The sequence below is a fragment of the Thalassotalea sp. Y01 genome (genome assembly GCF_012932945.1).
In the GTDB taxonomy this organism is placed as follows: Bacteria; Pseudomonadota; Gammaproteobacteria; order Enterobacterales; family Alteromonadaceae; genus Thalassotalea_A.
Map to the genome: position 1 here is coordinate 80,946 of NZ_JABBXG010000002.1, position 18,738 is coordinate 99,683.

Genomic DNA, 18,738 nt, shown 5'->3' on the forward strand with positions numbered 1-18,738 from the left:
CAATATTATGAATATCACTGCATTTGCAATCGAGCGCAAAAAGCTCACTACGTTTTTTTCCATGCTGCTGTTAATTGGCGGTATCTTTGCGTATCAAAACCTAGGCCGCCTAGAAGATCCAAATTTTACCGTAAAAACCGCAGTTATCATGACACTATACCCTGGCGCCAATCCGATAGAGGTTGAGCAAGAAGTCACCAATATCATAGAAAAAGCTCTACAGGAAATGCCCCAGCTTGACAACATTTACTCTTTATCAAAAGCTGGCATGTCTATTATCAAGGTCGATATGAAACAAACCTACTGGGCAGATCGTTTGCCACAAGTATGGGATGAGATGCGCAAAAAGATCCGCGATGTAAAAGGGCAGTTACCAGCAAACTCTATGCCTTCAGAAATAATGGATGATTTTAGCTTTGTCTATGGTTTCGTGCTATCGATTACTGGCGATGGGTATAGTTATGAAGAGCTCGAAGACTACGCCGACGTTTTAAAGAAAGAGTTGGGTTTATTGCGAGAAGTGTCTCGAGCAGAGCTTTGGGGGGTGCAGCCTAAAGTTATCTATGTAGATATCTCAGAGGCGCAAATTGCAGGATTAGGCATTACTGAAGAAGCTATTCTAGCCACCTTGGCAAACCAAAATTTTGTCGTTAACGCCGGCGCGGTAAATTTACCTGAACGCCGTATACGTATCGAAGTCAAAGGCGAATTTGATTCTTATCAAGATATTGGTGACGTGTTAATTCGCCGCTCATTTTTGGATGTTGGCGTCAATGTAGCAAGAGATTTAAGTGAAGATCGCGGCTTTAATCGAGTTACTGATACAGAGATGATTCGTCTTGGTGACATTGCCAATATACGACTCGGATACTTGGAGCCGGCATTCACGTTAATGCGTTTTAACGGTGAACCGGCATTGGCGATCTCATTAGCTAATGATGTTGAAAGCAACATCATCAACACAGGTAAGGCACTTAATGACAAGATTGATGAACTTGTCGCAGAATTTCCAGCTGGTATTAATGTAACCAAATTTCAATGGCAATCAGATTTAGTTAAAGAATCCATCAATGCGTTTGCGGTTAACCTCGCTGAAGCAGTGCTAATCGTGCTAGTTGTGCTTACTATTGCAATGGGCTGGCGTATGGGGATAGTTATCGGTGCAGGGTTAGTACTGACGATTCTCGGTACCTTTATTGTCATGTTGATCATGAATATTGAACTGCACCGAGTGTCTTTGGGGGCATTGGTTGTTGCGCTCGGCATGATGGTTGATAACTCTATTGTTGTAGCCGATGGTGTGTCGGTGCGGCTCAGCAAAGGAATGCCTGCGAAAAAAGCGGCAATAGAAAGCGCAACCATTCCAGCAATGCCATTACTAGGTGCGACCATCATTGCGTCAATGGCATTCTATCCAGTGTTTAGTGCTAAAACAGATGCCGGGGAATACGCTCAAACCCTGTTTTTGGTGGTAGCGATCTCGTTGATGTTAAGTTGGCTTATTTCAGTGACCATTACGCCTTTGCAATGTATAAGGATATTAAAAGCGCCAGAGAATCAGCGAGACGATCCTTACGGCAGTGGTTTCTTTACCCGTTTTAAAGCGATACTTGTTGGTTTAATTAAATATCGAATGTTCACCTTCATTGCACTGATAGCCATGTTAGCGGTTTCAGTGTTTGGTTTTGGTAAAATACCGCAACAGTTTTTTCCAGACTCGACTCGTGCACAGTTTATTGTTGATTACTGGGCGCCTGAAGGTACACCAATAGAAAGTGTGTCAGAGAATCTAAAACGCATAGAAGCTAAACTGTTAGACGATGATCGGACAGCGGACATAGGTACGTTTATTGGCTCCGGTGGTCCACGTTTTTACTTACCCGTTGATCCTGAATTTCCGTATCAATCTTACGCACAAATTATCGTCAATACACCAAGTTTTACCGAAGTAAATCCCCTTGTTGACGAAATGGAACCTTGGTTAGAAGAACAATTCCCCGATATTCTTACACGGGTACGTAAATATACCGTAGGTCCCGGAGATACATGGCCATTTGAATTACGTATAACGGGTCCCGTTGACGCAGACCTTACCGTGTTAAGAGAATTAGCGGGGCAGGTCACTGACATTTTACACAATAATCCTCATAGCAAACACGTTCGCACAGACATGCGCCAACGAGTGCAAAAAATAGAGATTGCTTATTCTCAAGACAGAGCGCGTTGGGCAGCAGTTACTCGCGCTAATATCGCTTCTGCAACGTCACGCGCTTATGATGGTATGCCAATTGGTATCTACCGAAAAGGCACAGATACCTACCCAATTATTGCTCGTAATATTAACGAAGAGCGGTCGCGAGCCGCTGGCTCTTTGGATGTAATACAAGTCAAACCAACATTGTCATTAAAGTCTATTCCTATTTCAGAAGTCACTGAAAGGATTGAATTAAAATGGGAAGATCCAATTGTATCGCGTTGGAATCGACGTCGACAAGTAGCTATTCAGGCACAACCAGATGGAGAAACATTCCAAGCATTACGGGCAGAGGTTATTGACGATATTAATCAAATTACCTTACCACCGGGTTACCAGTTTGAATGGGATGGCGAATACAAAAGCACCTTCGATGCACAGATGTCACTAATACCCGGTATGGCACCGACGTTAGTCATTATTTTATTGATCATTGTTGCGCTGTTTAATGCTTATAGACCGCCGATTATTATGTTTCTGGCGATACCCTTTTCGCTTATCGGCATTACTGCGCTTTTCTGGCCAACAGGAACGGCATTTGGCTTTATGGCATTATTGGGTGCGATGAGTTTGGTTGGTATGATGATAAAGAACTCCATCGTTTTACTCGATGAAATTAATCTAAATATCGCAGAGGGTATGGAATCCTATGACGCCGTGGTCATGGCCGCTGTGTCGAGGCTTAGACCGGTATTACTCGCGGCATTGACCACAGTGCTTGGCGTGATCCCATTACTTCAAGACGCATTTTGGGTATCAATGGCGATGTGTATTATGTCCGGTTTAACCGCTGGTACCGCCATAACTATGCTGCTGGTTCCTGTACTTTATGTGACTCTGTATAAGGTAAAGACGCCAGATTAGTATACTATTTAAGCTATGTGGCTCATTTAATAGCAATTAAACGCACAATAAAATTACAGATAAAATGGATGTCAGAACATGGTCTGTGTTCAGGTCTAAGAGGAAATTAGAATGCAAAAGCTAACAACAAGCGCATTATTGACGGCGATGTTTTCCTTTAATGCAAGCGCTACAGGTTTATATCTAACCGAGCTAAATGCGACTGATGTAGCGCTAGCCGGAGCGGGTTGGGCGGCAAGAGCAAACGACGCGACGACTGCGTTTAACAATCCCGCAGGTATGACACGTCTTGATACAGCCCAATATGAAGCGGCAGTTTTGCCGATTTACATTAGCCAGGGCTTTAGCGCAAACTCAAATAATATGACAGAAGGTACGACAACTAATGCCGATGTTTGGTTACCCTCTGCCAGTTTTTTCTATGTTCGTCCGATCGATGATAAATGGTCGTTTGGTTTATCTATGGCAGGTTATTTTGGATTGGGTCTAGAATATGACGATGACTGGATAGGCCGCTATTATAATACTAAAAGTATTTTGCAAACGGTGGGCATTCAACCGTCGGTTGGTTATAAGGTAAACGATAATTGGTCGGTGGGTTTTGGCGTTATACTTGGCTATACAATATTTGAACAAACCGTTGCAGTGAAAAATATTACACCGAATATCGGCGATGCTGAGTTGGAGTTAAAGGACGAGGATACCTCAATTCAATTTAGCTTAGGTGTATTATACGAATTTAGTGAACGTACTCGCATAGGCTTACAATACTTGAGCGAAGCTGAATTAAACATGAAGGACGTTACTGATTTAAAAGATGCTGGACCAATATTAACCAATATATTGGAACAAAATGGCCTAAATGATATCTCATATGATTTTGAATTTACCCTACCACAAGGGGTATCGATTAGCCTGTTCCATCAAATAGATGAACGATGGAATATATTAGCCAATGCGACATGGCAAGAGTGGTCTGAATTTGGACAACTTGGATTATTTGTCGACACCGAAGACAATATTAATGTCGATATCGATAAAAACTTCAATGATACCCATGGTGCATCTATTGGCGTGCAATACCAATTAAACGGTCAGTGGATGCTTAATTCAGGCATTGGCTATCACAGTTCAATGGTGGATACAAAATACCGAACCCCTGACTTACCGATGACGGAAAGCTATCGCTTTGGTTTTGGTGGTGTCAAAACCTTGAGCGAATCATCGACCTTAAAGCTTTCAGCAGAAGTGTTGTGGTTTGGCGACTTTGAGATTGAGCGCAATCGTGGCCCAGTATCAGGTCAATTTCACGCAGATTATGAAGATATTAGTATGACTTTCTTAGCGTTAAGTTACGCTAAAACGTTTTAATGTAACGTCGTTTAATATGTAAAAAGCTCGCTTTTAAAGCGAGCTTTTTATTATTCGTTAAAACTTTAATGAGCATATAGCAGATAACGCATCGTAAGGTTGCTTCGATTTGACTTTATTTAAGCTTGCCTAGTTCGTTCATTGCCGCGGTTGCTAAAAATCCAGAACGGGTATGATAAGTTGCTTCGGTTGATACGGTATCATCAATTTTTTTGATCAACAACTCAGGTAAGGTAACGTTTATTTTGTGGCTTTTTCCTAAATAGGGGGCTACATCAATATCAACAACCGCCCAAACGCCGCCTCTAAATTCCATTTTACTTACGTGTGATTCAAACAACGAAGCAACTGGAATATCTTCATTATATTCAGCCAAGATCGATAAATGTGACTCAATAACACTGATCACTTTATCTAATGCTTCATCCATTGTTGACGCTCTACATTCACAGCCAGGCATGTCAGCGACGACTACTTTATAGTCGTTTTTCTCAGGGTTAAATAACAAAACAATAGGGAAGCGCATCAGCTGTATAACTCTTATTTTAGGGGAATTATCAATAACTCTAACAACTCTGACAGGATAAATCAAGATAACCCCTATAACCCTTGCTATGTTTTTAAGTGTAACTCTGGTAACTCTCAAGCCTTAACGTTAGACAACCCCAATAACCCTTGTGGCTTGGTTGGTGATTAATCACATACTGGGAACTTGTCAACAAGATAGAGATTTTGATTTAGAGTAGATGGTTGTTGGTTTTTATCTGTATTGATAACGGCTTATCTACTGTGTTATCCACAGCGGATCTTGCTCTGTTACATAGTGGGGTTATTGGATGGCTGCAGAGTGAGTGCCAAAAATTAAAGTTGTGAATTCACTAGGCTATTTAATATTATGAGGGACAAAACATTTCTTACGCTTGAAGGGTATATGAATCCTGTTAACTTAACTATGGTGACGTTAATGATGATGGTTGCTTCACTGTATGCAAACGCACAAACAGATAAAAGCCAAATAACAGAAACGGCAGATATTGATAAAATAAATATTGAATTTACCGACTCCGTTGAGTCCGTAGCTTCTGGACAATTGAAAACAATAACCAAGTTTCCGTCTGAATTTGTTACGAGTCGTCGTATTCAAGTATGGTTACCCGATGGCTATTCTACAAAATCAAAATACGCTGTTTTATATATGCATGATGGTCAAATGTTATTCGATTCATCTGTTACGTGGAATAAACAAGAATGGCAGGTCGATGAAGTCGCATCGTCACTAATAGGCAATCATAAAACTAAACCGTTTATAGTAGTCGCGATTGATAATGGAGGCGATGACCGTCGTCACAGCGATTATTTCCCAGAAAAGCCTTTTTTAAGTTTAACGAAACAGCAACAACAGTTTGCATATAAACAGCGCCGCAATAGTGAACAAAAAGTATTCGAGAACCCCGTAGCATCTGATAACTATTTAAAGTTTTTAGTAGAGGAATTAAAACCCTATATTGACTCACAGTTTTCAGTGTTAACCGACAAGCAAAGTACCGCCATTATGGGGTCGAGTATGGGTGGTTTGATATCGATGTACGCGATGTTTGAATATCCACATGTATTTGGTGCAGCAGCCTGTCTATCAACTCATTGGCCTGGGGTGTTTATTCGCGACAATAATCCGATCCCAGACGCCTTTAATCAATACATGAGCAAAGGTTTAGCCAATTTATCTGGCAACCGTATTTACTTTGATTATGGCGATCAAACACTGGATGCGATGTACCCGCCATTACAAAAGCGCGTAGATGATATTTTTAGCCAGTATGATAATACGCTATGGATTAGTAAGTATTTTCCTGGCGAAGAACACAGCGAACGGTCTTGGGCAAAGCGATTAGATATACCCATGCAGTTTCTATTTTTAAGAGAAGTTCGCTAAACAAAATTTACTATATAGAGCCCACTACACGAAAGTGTACTAAACTTTGTCTATTGAAGTTGGCAAAATAATAATTTAAACAACGATTTACCAATAAATGAGTAAGGAAAGTTAATGCGACATGATAAATGGCATTGCCCAAAATGTGGTCATAAGGATTTTGAAACAGGTGAGATGCGTGTATCCGGAGGCTTTTGGTCTCGAATATTTGACGTACAAAACAAACGTTACTTTGCGGTTAGTTGCGAAAACTGTCGCTACACTGAATTTTATAAAGGCAGTGCGTCAACGGTTGGCAACGTATTTGACTTTTTCACTGGCTAACCACCTGACTCGCTAACAACGATACTCGATGACGGTATAAAGAAGGTAAAGATAATGATGAAAAGCCTGATCGTCGCTTTGATGACATCTATCACCTCGGCGTGCGTGGTCTTGCCAGAAACAGATAAATCCGCCGTATACTATTGTGCTGTGTCGTCGGAGTTAAAAGTATTAAAAGTGGTTAATATCACCGAGGGCGATACAAGTTTTTATGAGTGGCAAGATGAGATGATATCGGTTATCACTATGCCAGCGAGCGCCATCATTTCGGCGTCGTATGTGGCAATAAATAACGTTATCCATTTTGGCGAGCGCGCTATTGTCTGCAGTTAAGGCTTAAGACGTAAAAGCTATGAGCTAGCATCAAAATTACAAGGCAACAACGACGGGCCTTTAACCACAATGGCCATACATAACGTCCCTGATGATAGGTGAAAATGATGCCTATTACGGCATCATTTTCATAAAGTCTTGATAGCCTTTCTGACTTTTAACAAACCATTGTGAGCTGCCGTCGCCAACACCTTCGGTAACTAACGCCGGATGCATGGTTACAACGTCTTGCAGAGCCGATTGTTGTTGCTCATTAGCATCAATCATCAAGATGTGTTTACCCTGACGCAATAAACCTTTAAAACGCTCAAATCGTTTATTAGGTATTTGGATACCAATGAATCCACCTTCCCAGGTACAAAAACCTAGTACTACTATGGCAAGAAAAACAAATGGTAACCAGCCTGCAGCAGACTCATTCCAGCCCATTAGATAAGCTGCTGTTAGCACTAATAGTGCACCTATCGCACCGACTAATGCGCCAATCTCGGTAGAGTGAACAACGTCTTTCTTTAATACCGACTCGACTTCGTTTAGTTGATAACGTTGCACTGCGGCATCGTCCTCAGTTAAGACATGGACTTGCGGCAAACTAAAGCCGTGCTCAATAAGATCGCTTTCAACGTCTTTGAGCTCTTTAAGGTTTGTGGTTGAAAAGTAATGGCGGATCATAAAGCCTCCCGTGAAACACTGAATCCGTATTCTAAGCATGGTTATTGCCATGAATATGGGTATCTATACGAAGCTGCGATTACAATAGTTCAATTATAGCACTTTGTTGTATGGCTTATAAGAACGTGCCCTCGACGGTTAACTTGCTGACATGAGCTAGCATAGCAATAACATTAGGCAACAGAAGGGGAGGATGCAGAAAACCAAACGATACAAAAAACATAGGGCAGTGAAAAAATAAAATCCGCTTAATCAAATATTAAGCGGATCTTAGCGTGTTAGTGTTGCAAGCGACCTAAACCGGTATTACTTTGGTATAGATAACCACTACAAGGTGTTTAAATACGACTTATACGAATGTAGTCGAACCGTAGCGGCGCCAATCACATCGATAAAGCCAAAAAATGGGTGCGGCTTTGTCGCACAAATCCAAGCACTACCGGTAGCACCAATAGGGATTGTTTTTCCTTCAGGCTCGAAAATCTCAAGAACCACAGTACGACCATGCGCGGTGCTATTTTTACCAACATGCTGTTTTACACTTTGCTGTTGATTAATTGGTGAAACTGCAGCTTCACCAGTACCGGCATTAAAGCTATGCACGCGGGCTCTAAATACTTCACCTGGGTAAGCATCAACATAAAACTCAGCAAATTGACCTTTTTTAACATAGCGAAATGTTTGGTCAGGGACACGGATTTCCATGAATTTGCGAGAAATATCATACAGCTTCATATTACCGATACGTGAACCATTGGCGATATTGACGATGGCGACTTGTCCATCAAACGGTGCTTTGACCGTTTTTAGCTCCTGTTCAAATGAAGCTTTATCAAGATCGGCTTGCAACGATTCTAATTGTGCCAGTGCGATACGCTTGTCCGACTTAGCTTTTTCAATAGCTCGCTGATTAAAGATCTCTGGTTGTTCTTCAGAACGTTGTATATCCCGAGTCATTTGTTTAACAGATTCTTGCTGTTTAACAATCTCCGCTTCAATTGCGGCAACTTCGGACTCACTTTCAGTATCAACTAAGGTGTAAATGACATCACCTTTTTTAACTATCTGGTTATGGTCAACGTGAATTTCGTTAATCTGCTCACCAATTAACGGTGATACCACAGAGTGGGGCGCTTTGATGGTACTTGAGTTGGTCATATCAACGGGCGCCCATAAACGCGACATATAAAACAATAGCGCTAATATAAATGCACCAACGGAGACTATCCAAAATGCGTTGCGTAAGGTCCATTTAATGGCACCTGTCGATATCAATATCCACATCAATAAAACATAAGGGATCATTATTTCTTTCATTGCCGTGCTCCTTAATTATTTGCCGTTGCTTTAACGTCTTCACTGCGACGAGCAGCGCTGAAATCGGAAAGACCATTACGGATAATGCGAGCGATTGAATCAGTAATGTGACTCCAATTTGCAAAGGCAATAATAATCGCCACTACCCACCAGGCTTTGTGTAAAAACAAGCCACATAGCGATAGTGCAAAGACTAATTGAATTTGCGTGCTTTTTTGCTCTTGTGCTTTATGAACCGCGACTTCATGAATCTGCCAGAACAGATAGGCAACAAATAATATAAAGGCGATGGTAACGGCAAATAAATAACCGCTGAACATTTCATGTTGGAAAAACATCATCATTGCATCATTCGGCGTATTGCTAAACAACGACATATCGATGTCTTTGGAATTAATCTTGCCTAAAGGCGCAAGAAAATAGGCTCCAACGAGCATAACGGCGATAAACATCAGAAATTTTACCAATACCTTACCGATAATAAAAATAACAGATGCTATTTTTTTCAGTAGTTTCATTTACTTACTCTCTCATTAAAAACAAAACTGTTTTAACTCTAGGTTTTCTACTGTCTGAAATGATGCGTTTAAATTTTAGTTTTCGTCGCTAGTGTAAAAAAAACGAGAGTGTTCTCATGAAATTGCTATTTGATCCGTCATTTGATAGCAAATAATGACGGATTAACTAACATTATTGATAGGGTAAGGACATTGGCGCGGCTTATAACAATGAAAAATCTATGTTATTTTTATCGAAGTGTTTTAATTAAAAAACTCTATGAAATGGCTATTTTGGAGTTTGACCTTAAAAAGTCTTACTTTGATATACCTTATGATGTGATCAGCAAACCACATAAGTTGGTGCCTTTGCCCGACATTGAGCACTTCTATCGTCAACTTGCTGCCTGTAAAAAAGCGGACAAACAAGACCCGATGCTGATGTTGGCACAAAAATACAACGTCATTCCACTTGGTCATTTAAAAAATTGGCTACTCAGTGGTCAAGACGTGTCAATGAGCATTATGCGCCTGGCCAATATGCTCAAACTTATTCAATCCAATGCACAATCGCAAGTAGTGATTGTTAAAGACCAAATCGGTTGGCGTATTCACATCAAAGGCGTCGCCATTGACGTTATTCAATATGAATCGGTGCGCGCTGCCATTGGCATGCTTAATATACTTAGATATTTTTTTGGCGAAAGCTTTACCCCAAACAAACTCTGTTTATCGGGCTATTGTCATGAACGCGACCAGAAGCAATACAGAGATTTATTTCAGTGTGATATCCAATGGCATCAACCCAGAACCGAAATGTGGTTTGACCGAGCGATGGCATTTTCAAAGTCATCGGTTGCCTTCGAGGACAGTTATAGCAACTACCAGATGGGAGTCGACGACTTAGATAGGTATTTTAATATGCCAGACCCACTCAATAAGGTGCAAGGCATTATTTCGACCATAGCTTACCAACGTCACTATCGCTTACCTAGATTGGTCGATGTTGCGCAAAAATGGGGCTGGTCAGATCAACAACTGAGCCGTTTTTTGCGTCAGAAGCAAGTTTCATTTAGCCAATTACGTTCGCTTGTTTTGGCAAACGAAGCCATCACCATGCTGCAAAAAGGCGTAGACATAGAACAAGTCCGTCATCGTTTAGGCTATGAAAATCAAGTCAGTTTTACCAATATGTTTAAAAGCATGAAGGGCATGACGCCAAAACAATATCAACAGCGTTTTGTCAGCGAGCGCTAAAACCATGTCTCTCAATCAATGTATCTAAAATAAGTAGCTTATCCGCAATGTATTATAGGGTTAGGCTTAGGTTTGGAGTTTCGAGTTTAAGGCTCAGCGTTCAAGGTAAAAACTAAACATAAAAAAGCCCGGTGTATTCACCAGGCTTTAATAATTTGGTCGGGATAACAAGATTCGAACTTGTGACCTCACGTCCCCCAGACGCACGCGCTACCAGACTGCGCTATACCCCGAACTCTATCGTTAGCGAACTAACCAATTCAATGTTAATCAAACCAAACGGTTTTGCAACCGATTTTTAATGAGCTAGCGGTTAACAGCTTAATAATTATACTAATTAGGTTACTGTTGCGGTTCGACCTTGTTCATTTCACTAAACAGGTTTAATTGGTTTACGCCATCGATCAACATCGGAAAATCACTGTCTTCACTGATGATGGTATCTAGGGTTGTCGAATAACTTTCAAAGTTTCCTTGTTGATCGACAATGATGTTTTTGTCTTTCTTAACGACCAATAAGCCGTCATCGACGGTATTAGCAAACACACGATCATCTCGAACACGAAAGACGTTGGTGCCATTGCCGTATTGCTTATACGGTGTACGACATTGAAACCAGTAGCGCAGTAACGTTGTTGGTATATCCATATTGGCAGTTAAACCGGTGATCGTGTCAGCGGACATTCTTGGCCAGATCAGCAACGACGGTTTAGCTGAGACCACTTGCGTTTCTTTTTGGTTACCCAATGAAGTGATCCAAATAACGTCTTTTTGCTGTTTTTGTTTTTGCGCTAACAACAGCGCATTCACAAACAACTCATATTGATAATCACTGGTTTCTTGAAAGTAAAACACATGCAGGCCCTTATCGAGGCCATTTAATTTTTCGGCAAACACAAACCCAGAAATATCGCTGTGCTCCTCTGTGTTATCAAACTTGTCACGCAACCATTGCGGTATGGTGTTGGGTTCATTTGAGTCATTTATTAACGTTAACGAAGATGAAATATCACTGGCCTGCAATTGTTGCATCAGCATTGGCGTTGCATCTTGTTTTTGCATGTCATTTAAATATAAGGTTGGCAGGCTAAATAACATATTAAACCAAGCGTCGTGCTGGTTGGCGTTATCGACATGATTAAGTAGGCGCGCACCGCGTAATGCAGACAGTTCATCGAACTGATTGATTTGTCTGTTTGATAAATTTGAGTCGTTTAATATCAGGAATACCGAGTAATCCTTGGGTTGCAGAGCCTTACATTGCCCCTCAAGTATTGGGTAGCTTGGTGCACCATTAGCCAACTTAAATGGGCTATTTTTACGTTGCACGTAATCACCGCGATTAAACAGTCCGTATTTAGTCAATAAAGTTTTCGCCGTCGACGGATACGACAATGGCAGCATATTATCTTGGCGCAACACGTTATAATCGAGTTTAGCATCCGCATATATATGGATAACATGGCTGGTGACAAAACACGCTAATAAGACGCTGATAATCACCTTTGGATAACGCCTTTGCTGCAGTTCACGTAAATGCTTCCATGCATAGTTACTCATAATCAATTCAAACGCTAATATCGCCACAAACGCTGAGATGGCGATACCACTAAACGATAAGGTCTTTTCAGTAAATCGGTCTTTCACCAATTCAATGATCTGCGAGCTTGATGAAAAGTTAAGGTGATAGCCTAACTGTTGATAGGTAAAGCCATCGAGTAATAGCAAGGTTAATACAATGGTAAAAATAACCGAGGCTGCGCCGCGAATAAATCGCGTGACAGGATACAATAAGGTCAGCGGAAAAACCGTAAGTACAAAGGTGATAAAGGTTAAGAACGCCATATGACTGACCCAATTGGTGATCATATAAAGCTTACTTAACCCGGTTTCAGGAACTCCTTCGGCATCAAGAAAAATAAAGGCAATCAAGATGGCTGCAGCAATATTAAAAAACGTAAACCAATGCGCCCAGCTAATTAGGTGCAATAATCGCTTACTGTATGGGGGTTTTTGTTTGTTAACCATATAATTGATTGCCGATTTTTGTTATTTTACTGCTTGGTCGATTGTTCCAGCGCTTTGCTGAAGTTTTTCGCGATAGCGAGGCGTTGCTGTTCAGGAACTTGATTGTTGATAATGGTTGATAAGGCATTGCCTAGGCACATAAGTGCTAAATCGGTAGACGCTTCTTCTTCAACAAGAACATCAATGAGATTTTGAACAATTTTTTCTACACGTTCATTAGAATATTTCGATACAATAGGCATTATTTTAAAAGAATCCTGTTATTTGGCGTTAAGGCAAAGTTTAGCAGCGTAAATTGCCAATACTTCACTTTGGCCAAATTAGCTAAAAATGAATTAGTTTTTAGTTTATCAAAAGCTTACGGAAGATAAAACAAACCAAACATTATGAGTTTAATTATAACCAATATTGATCTGCATTACCTGACTAAAGCAGAAAACTCAGCAGAAGTAAAAATTACTTCTAATAAAGGCCTCATTGAAGTCAATGAGAAAATTAATGCCTTTATGGAAAATCTGCATTCGACCTACAACAGCAAAGGCAGTAAATCCTTTGGTGGTTTCAAACAAGGGCCTGAGGTTGATAATGCGCAATCATTTATGAAATTGCTGCAAGATTATCTCGATGACCAAGATCAGTTTGTGCCGTTTTCTAACCAAGCGGTAATGCGCTTAAAGTTAGAATTAGAGAAGTATGAACTGGCTGAAACCGGCTATTTAGTGACATGTCACTATGAAATGCTCGGTGGACGTTATTTGTTTGTCTGTCTTTTGCCTGTGTCAGAGCACTATTACGTTGACGGTGAATTAAATATATCAGCCGATACCCACGTAGACACCTCAAAGATGACCTTAGCCGCACGTATCGACTTATTTGAATATCAGCAGAACCCACAAGGTAATCGCTATATCTCCTTTATTAAGGGACGTGCAGGCCGTAAAGTTGCGGATTTCTTTTTAGACTTTTTAGGCTGTGAAGAAGGCATTGATGCCAAGCAGCAATCTCACAACTTGGTTCAAGCGGTTGAAGATTTTGTTAACGTCAATCAATTGAACCCTGAAGAGAAGCAAAATACTCGTAAAGAATTGCTGTCTTATTGTAAAGAACAGAATCAATTAGGCCAGGAAGTTAAACTCAAAGAGCTATCTGAGGTTATCCCCGTTGAGGATAATGGTGAAAAGTTCTTCGAATTCTGCCAACAAAATGATTATGAACTTGAAGAAAGCTTTCCGCACGAACAAGCCGTGATTAATAAAGTCACAAAATACTCAGGCTATGGCGCTGGTATCAGTGTCAGCTTTGAGCGATCACATTTTGGTAGCGACGTTCGTTATAACCCTGAAAAAGGTACACTTACAATTTATAAAGTACCACCAAATCTCAAAGAACAACTGCTAAAATTAATCGAAGATCACAATAAAGCACAAGATGCTATCTCAGATGACAGTAATACAGCCGCTGCTGCGCCATCTGATAGTGCACCGTTTTAGCGGTAACAACTCGAACATCGTAAATTATTTTGTCAACTAATGAGACTTTTATGACCCAGACATTAACCATTACTCGCCCAGACGATTGGCACGTTCACCTAAGAGATGGTGAAGCGTTAAAAGATACCGTACGCGATATTAGTCGCTATTTTGGCCGTGCTATCATCATGCCAAACTTGGTACCTCCAGTAATGAATGCTGAACAAGCGCAAGCATACTACGATAGAATCCAAGCGCAAAATCACTCGGCTCAGTTCGAACCGTTAATGGTTCTGTATCTAACAGACAACACCACAGCCGATGACATTAAACAAGCTAAAGCAAGTGGTATTGTACACGCTGCAAAGTTATACCCAGCCGGTGCTACAACGAATTCATCATCCGGTGTGACCGATGTAAAAAACATTTACTCGGTCATCGAAGCCATGCAAGAAGTCGACATGCCGTTATTGATTCATGGTGAAGTGACCGATAACCATATCGATATCTTTGACCGTGAGAAAGAGTATATTGATACCATTTTAACGCCATTGGTAAGCGATTTTCCTAATTTGAGAGTCGTGTTAGAGCACATTACCACCAAAGACGCAGTCGAGTTTGTGCAAGCTGCTGGTACCAACATTGCTGCGACCATCACCGCGCATCATTTATTGTATAACCGCAATCACATGTTAGCTGGTGGAATTCGCCCACACTTTTACTGCTTACCTATTTTAAAAAGAAATATTCACCAAGATGCGTTAGTCCGCGCCGCAACCAGTGGTAGCGCTAAGTTCTTTTTAGGTACCGATTCTGCGCCACACACAAAAGATAAAAAAGAAGCCGCCTGTGGTTGTGCCGGTGCGTATACCGCCCACGCCGCTGTCGAACTTTACGCTGAAGTATTTGACGCCGAAGGCGCGTTAGATAAGCTTGAAGCGTTTGCCAGCTTCAATGGTCCAGACTTTTATAAAATGCCACGCCATAGCGATACCATCACTTTAGTTAAAGAAGGTTGGTCGGTTCCAGATACGATGCCATTTGGTGGCGATAAGGTTGTACCTATTCGCGGTGGTGAAACCATTCAGTGGCAAGTGAAATAGGGCACCTAGATGAAAAATATGCAACTGTTCGTAAATGATCTTACGGTAATCGACTTTTCTTACTTGTGTGAATCACGCGGTGTTGTCGGCGAAAGCTGGATTGTTGACGTATTGTTGTCCGGCGATCTTAATGCCGAAAGCATGGTGTTAGACTTTGGTATTGTCAAAAAGCAAATTAAAGCGATAATTGACGAGAGTGTTGACCACAAATTGGTGTTACCTGGCGAGAGTAAGCAATTAAGCATTAGCGAATCGCCACGTAGCGGCCACTTGTATGTGGATTTTAATATCACAGACAATGCCATATTTTTGCAATCACCTGCACAGGCTTTTGCGGTAGTTGATACCCCTAAAATCGATGAAGAGACGGTTACGCGTTACTTAGAAGGTGTTATAAAACAACAGCTTCCAGAGAACGTGCAGGGTATAAAATTAACTTTGCGAGCAGAGCAAATTGATGGTGACTACTATCACTACACCCATGGTTTGAAGAAACATGACGGTAATTGTCAACGAATTGCACACGGTCATCGTTCAAAAATAACCATTTTTCAGGACGGTCAACACAGTAAAGATCTTGAGCAATATTGGAGTCAGCGCTGGCACGATATTTATTTGGCGAGTGACTCCGATCAGGTTGCTGTTGAGCAAATCGAACTATCTGATTTTGCTAAACAAAATTTAGAACCCGATCATCAATATTTTTGTTACTACGCACCACAAGGAAGATTTGACATTGCTGTCAGAAAAGGCACACTGGAAATAGTAGATTGTGATTCAACGGTTGAGTTGCTGGCAGATTACATCGCCAGACAGTTAAAACAGCAAGCACCAGAGCATTCATTTAAAGTAGTCGCGTACGAAGGTGTCGGAAAAGGAGCAATAGCAAGTGCGTAAAACAACATTTAACAAGTTACTTGGTAAATCCATTGTAGCCAGTGTCCTGTCACTAGCGTTTGCAGGCAGTGTCGCAGCCAAAGTAGATTTACGATTGGAAGGCGACGTTATTCAAGGTGGTCTGATCGTCGGTCAAACCGGTGAAGGTAATCAAGTTTTTATTGATAATGACCCGATAAAGGTGTCTCGCCATGGCTTATTTGCCTTTGGCTTTTCTCGTGACGATAGCAAAACCCATGAGCTAAAGGTTGTTGCTGCAGATGGTGAAGAGTATAAACAATACCTTACGCCGAAAAAGCGCGAATATAACATTCAAAAAATCGAAGGCATTGATAAAAAAATCATGGAGCCTAGTGCGGATGCGTTAAAGCGTATTAAACAAGATGGCATTAAGATTCGCGCTGCTCGTGCAATAGCTTCTGATAACATTGATTTTGCCCACGGTTTTAAAGCGCCAGCGACAGGTCAAATTACCGGTGTATATGGTAGCCAACGTATCTACAATGGCGTTCCTAAAAACCCACACTATGGTTTAGATTATGCGGGCCCTAAAGGTACGGCAGTACAAGCACCAGCGGCAGGTATCGTTACCTTATGGGTACCGGACATGTTTTACTCCGGCGGCACCTTAGTTATTGACCATGGTCACGGCATTACCTCAACATTCTTGCATTTAAGTGCCAGTAAAGTCGATATTGGTGATCGGGTGAAACAAGGTCAGGATGTTGCAGAGATTGGTTCAACAGGGCGCTCAACTGGGCCACACCTAGATTGGCGTGTAAACTGGCATAATGTCAGACTCGATCCTGCATTAGCGTTAAAAATACCAAACTTTGAGACGTTTAAAGCGAAAAGCGAAGAAACCACCGAATAAGATTTTATTCATCGCAAGTTTAATGTAAAAAAGCCGGTTTAAGCCGGCTTTTTATATTTTATACATCCTGTATTTGCTTTATTTACTCTCGATAACCCGCTTCTTACCAGATTTAGCACGTTCTTGATGATCCGATTGAACATAGACTCTATCCGTGGTGCCCATGCTGGCATGGCCAAGTTCATCAGCCATGTGTTTTAACGGTCTCGAATCGATATCCATCGAAGCACCGGTGTGACGCAGCCAGTGCGTAGTGGCTTCTTTTAGTGTTTGTGCTTCCTCTTTAAAACCATTACGAATCATATCGTTATAAGCATTATCAAAGGCTTGTTGAACAATACGGCGTAACTGCCTTGAGGTCATGCCACCAGAGCCTTTTAGTTTATGAACCAGGGGATCTGTTTCACTTGATAACGGATAACCGCTCAGTCCACGGGTTGCACGATAACGCTCGAGATAAGGCAAAAATGAATCGGGAACAGTCACATCGCGTTGTTTAGCACCTTTACCAAACACCTTGAACCAATGGTTTTTATCACTGTCTTGCCAAAAATGGCCCATAACAGGCACCCAATTATTGCGTTCTGATAACTCTGAAACCCTTAAATATAGGGTCTTTAAACAGGCAATAATAAATAGGGTGCGTTCGTGATCAACGTTTTCACTGGCCATTTTAATGGTGCTTTCGAGGATAAAATCCCATTGCAATGAAGACAATCGTTTTACTTCGGTAAACGAGCTGTTTTTGATCACATAGGGACAGTCTTTCTTTACCGAGGCGATGGCATTGCCAAAGGCGTAATCTTCGGTAACCAGGTAGTCATAATAGACGTTTAACGTTGAAAAGGTTGCTTTAAGGGCGTCCTGTGAACACTGATAATTCTGCTTCTTCTTTTTAAAATCAATATCATCATTGCGCTGTGACTTAGGGATTTTAATGGTAAACGGGCGCCAGCTGTCATTTATCGAACGAACACCGTTACGATTATCAAAACGGCGATAGACGTTATCTGAAATCCAATCGACGGGCGGTTTGTGAATAAAATCAATGTATGATTCTAAATCGCGGCGCTTAAGTTGCACCACAGATTTTTTCGCAATCAACCAGGACCACAAGAGAAACTTTTCAGTCTCACCACGAAACAAGTTATAGGTTGCTTCATTACGACGTCCTTTAGATTGGAGAAATTCTTTTGTGTACTTGTAATCGTCAATGGCATCATCAACAGGTACAGAGCGAACGAACAACTCAACACTTGGGTTGTCATCACTGAACAATTGATTTTTATGAAGCTGTTGAAAATAACGATGCGAATCAAACAAAGGTTCGGCAACGAAGTTAGTTGAAGATTTATTCGCGCTGGTTTTGGCAGGCGTTGTTTTTGTATTTGCCATAGTATTTAACTTTTGCGTTTAACTTATTCTTATGAGTAACTTAGCTAATAGCATTTTATGACCAAGCGGTGCGCTACGTGAAAAGTATTCGCCAATGAGTAACTGAGTAAGCGAAAATTAAAACTCATGCATAGTATTATCTGTCGCAAT

17 protein-coding genes and 1 tRNA gene are annotated in these 18,738 nt (G+C 41.1%); 10 read left to right on the forward strand and 8 right to left on the reverse strand.

Features of this window, described 5'->3' with window-relative positions; genetic code table 11:
- Positions 1–7 precede the first annotated feature (7 nt).
- Entirely contained in the window at positions 8–3,118 is a 3,111-nt protein-coding gene (locus HII16_RS03175; protein WP_169127427.1) for an efflux RND transporter permease subunit, read from the forward strand.
- 111 nt (positions 3,119–3,229) lie between these two features.
- Complete coding sequence (locus HII16_RS03180; protein WP_169127429.1) at positions 3,230–4,489, forward strand: OmpP1/FadL family transporter; 1,260 nt, start codon at positions 3,230–3,232, stop codon at positions 4,487–4,489.
- Between the two features lie 115 nt (positions 4,490–4,604).
- On the opposite strand, the gene HII16_RS03185 is transcribed toward HII16_RS03180, so the two are convergent.
- Positions 4,605–5,015, reverse strand: coding sequence for a type II toxin-antitoxin system HicB family antitoxin (locus tag HII16_RS03185; RefSeq protein ID WP_169127431.1), 411 nt, complete (start codon positions 5,013–5,015; stop codon positions 4,605–4,607).
- Positions 5,016–5,420: 405 nt separating this feature from the next.
- Between HII16_RS03185 and HII16_RS03190 the strand changes: the two genes are divergently transcribed.
- From HII16_RS03190 to HII16_RS03200, 3 genes are all read left to right on the forward strand, one after another.
- Positions 5,421–6,422 carry an alpha/beta hydrolase-fold protein gene (locus tag HII16_RS03190; RefSeq protein ID WP_211183381.1) on the forward strand — a complete coding sequence of 334 codons (1,002 nt, stop codon included), beginning with the start codon at positions 5,421–5,423 and terminating at the stop codon, positions 6,420–6,422.
- Positions 6,423–6,536: 114 nt separating this feature from the next.
- Positions 6,537–6,746, forward strand: a complete 210-nt coding sequence (locus HII16_RS03195) for a zinc ribbon domain-containing protein (protein WP_169127433.1) — start codon at positions 6,537–6,539, stop codon at positions 6,744–6,746.
- Positions 6,747–6,800: 54 nt separating this feature from the next.
- On the forward strand, positions 6,801–7,079 hold the full coding sequence (locus HII16_RS03200) for a hypothetical protein (protein ID WP_169127435.1): 279 nt from the start codon (positions 6,801–6,803) through the stop codon (positions 7,077–7,079).
- A 114-nt stretch (positions 7,080–7,193) separates the two neighbouring features.
- Here the strand turns inward: HII16_RS03200 and HII16_RS03205 are convergent, their stop codons facing one another.
- From HII16_RS03205 to HII16_RS03215, 3 genes are all read right to left on the reverse strand, one after another.
- Positions 7,194–7,751 (reverse strand): NAD/FAD-utilizing enzyme, encoded by a 558-nt coding sequence (locus tag HII16_RS03205; protein ID WP_169127437.1) that lies wholly within the window; start codon positions 7,749–7,751, stop codon positions 7,194–7,196.
- A gap of 327 nt (positions 7,752–8,078) precedes the next feature.
- Positions 8,079–9,068: an efflux RND transporter periplasmic adaptor subunit gene (locus HII16_RS03210; RefSeq protein ID WP_169127439.1), complete on the reverse strand. Its 990-nt coding sequence runs from the start codon at positions 9,066–9,068 to the stop codon at positions 8,079–8,081.
- Positions 9,069–9,079: 11 nt separating this feature from the next.
- Complete coding sequence (locus HII16_RS03215; protein WP_169127441.1) at positions 9,080–9,586, reverse strand: magnesium transporter; 507 nt, start codon at positions 9,584–9,586, stop codon at positions 9,080–9,082.
- Positions 9,587–9,796: 210 nt separating this feature from the next.
- Between HII16_RS03215 and HII16_RS03220 the strand changes: the two genes are divergently transcribed.
- On the forward strand, positions 9,797–10,822 hold the full coding sequence (locus HII16_RS03220) for an AraC family transcriptional regulator (protein ID WP_169127443.1): 1,026 nt from the start codon (positions 9,797–9,799) through the stop codon (positions 10,820–10,822).
- A 156-nt stretch (positions 10,823–10,978) separates the two neighbouring features.
- Here HII16_RS03220 and HII16_RS03225 read toward each other — a convergent pair.
- The 3 genes from HII16_RS03225 to HII16_RS03235 form a co-directional block, all read right to left on the reverse strand.
- A tRNA-Pro gene (locus HII16_RS03225) sits at positions 10,979–11,055 on the reverse strand.
- 109 nt (positions 11,056–11,164) lie between these two features.
- Complete coding sequence (locus tag HII16_RS03230) at positions 11,165–12,850, reverse strand: DUF3413 domain-containing protein (RefSeq protein WP_169127445.1); 1,686 nt, start codon at positions 12,848–12,850, stop codon at positions 11,165–11,167.
- 26 nt (positions 12,851–12,876) lie between these two features.
- Entirely contained in the window at positions 12,877–13,092 is a 216-nt protein-coding gene (locus HII16_RS03235) for a DUF1414 domain-containing protein (protein WP_169127447.1), read from the reverse strand.
- Between the two features lie 144 nt (positions 13,093–13,236).
- On the opposite strand from HII16_RS03235, the gene yejK reads away from it, so the two are divergent.
- The 4 genes from yejK to HII16_RS03255 are packed head-to-tail and all read left to right on the forward strand — an operon-like array spanning position 13,237 to position 17,193.
- Positions 13,237–14,340, forward strand: a complete 1,104-nt coding sequence (gene yejK, locus HII16_RS03240; protein ID WP_169127449.1) for a nucleoid-associated protein YejK — start codon at positions 13,237–13,239, stop codon at positions 14,338–14,340.
- Between the two features lie 50 nt (positions 14,341–14,390).
- Positions 14,391–15,422 carry a dihydroorotase gene (pyrC, locus tag HII16_RS03245; RefSeq protein WP_169127451.1) on the forward strand — a complete coding sequence of 344 codons (1,032 nt, stop codon included), beginning with the start codon at positions 14,391–14,393 and terminating at the stop codon, positions 15,420–15,422.
- An 18-nt stretch (positions 15,423–15,440) separates the two neighbouring features.
- Entirely contained in the window at positions 15,441–16,319 is an 879-nt protein-coding gene (locus HII16_RS03250) for a 6-carboxytetrahydropterin synthase (RefSeq protein WP_169127968.1), read from the forward strand.
- A complete protein-coding gene (locus tag HII16_RS03255; RefSeq protein ID WP_348981383.1) occupies positions 16,312–17,193 on the forward strand; it encodes a M23 family metallopeptidase in 882 nt (293 codons plus the stop codon). The genes HII16_RS03250 and HII16_RS03255 overlap by 8 nt, the downstream gene beginning before the upstream one ends.
- Before the next feature lie 78 nt (positions 17,194–17,271).
- Here the strand turns inward: HII16_RS03255 and HII16_RS03260 are convergent, their stop codons facing one another.
- Positions 17,272–18,588 (reverse strand): tyrosine-type recombinase/integrase, encoded by a 1,317-nt coding sequence (locus HII16_RS03260; protein ID WP_169127453.1) that lies wholly within the window; start codon positions 18,586–18,588, stop codon positions 17,272–17,274.
- Positions 18,589–18,738 lie beyond the last annotated feature (150 nt).

Coding starts and splice junctions, on each gene's coding strand:
- HII16_RS03200 (WP_169127435.1), top strand. CDS start 6,801: ATGATGAAAAGCCTGATCGTCGCTTTGATGACATCTATCACCTCGGCG.
- pyrC (WP_169127451.1), top strand. CDS start 14,391: ATGACCCAGACATTAACCATTACTCGCCCAGACGATTGGCACGTTCAC.
- HII16_RS03230 (WP_169127445.1), bottom strand. CDS start 12,850: ATGGTTAACAAACAAAAACCCCCATACAGTAAGCGATTATTGCACCTA.
- HII16_RS03190 (WP_211183381.1), top strand. CDS start 5,421: ATGAATCCTGTTAACTTAACTATGGTGACGTTAATGATGATGGTTGCT.
- HII16_RS03205 (WP_169127437.1), bottom strand. CDS start 7,751: ATGATCCGCCATTACTTTTCAACCACAAACCTTAAAGAGCTCAAAGAC.
- HII16_RS03220 (WP_169127443.1), top strand. CDS start 9,797: ATGAAAAATCTATGTTATTTTTATCGAAGTGTTTTAATTAAAAAACTC.
- HII16_RS03175 (WP_169127427.1), top strand. CDS start 8: ATGAATATCACTGCATTTGCAATCGAGCGCAAAAAGCTCACTACGTTT.
- HII16_RS03195 (WP_169127433.1), top strand. CDS start 6,537: ATGCGACATGATAAATGGCATTGCCCAAAATGTGGTCATAAGGATTTT.
- HII16_RS03250 (WP_169127968.1), top strand. CDS start 15,441: ATGCAACTGTTCGTAAATGATCTTACGGTAATCGACTTTTCTTACTTG.
- HII16_RS03180 (WP_169127429.1), top strand. CDS start 3,230: ATGCAAAAGCTAACAACAAGCGCATTATTGACGGCGATGTTTTCCTTT.
- HII16_RS03260 (WP_169127453.1), bottom strand. CDS start 18,588: ATGGCAAATACAAAAACAACGCCTGCCAAAACCAGCGCGAATAAATCT.
- HII16_RS03210 (WP_169127439.1), bottom strand. CDS start 9,068: ATGAAAGAAATAATGATCCCTTATGTTTTATTGATGTGGATATTGATA.
- HII16_RS03215 (WP_169127441.1), bottom strand. CDS start 9,586: ATGAAACTACTGAAAAAAATAGCATCTGTTATTTTTATTATCGGTAAG.
- HII16_RS03185 (WP_169127431.1), bottom strand. CDS start 5,015: ATGCGCTTCCCTATTGTTTTGTTATTTAACCCTGAGAAAAACGACTAT.
- yejK (WP_169127449.1), top strand. CDS start 13,237: ATGAGTTTAATTATAACCAATATTGATCTGCATTACCTGACTAAAGCA.
- HII16_RS03235 (WP_169127447.1), bottom strand. CDS start 13,092: ATGCCTATTGTATCGAAATATTCTAATGAACGTGTAGAAAAAATTGTT.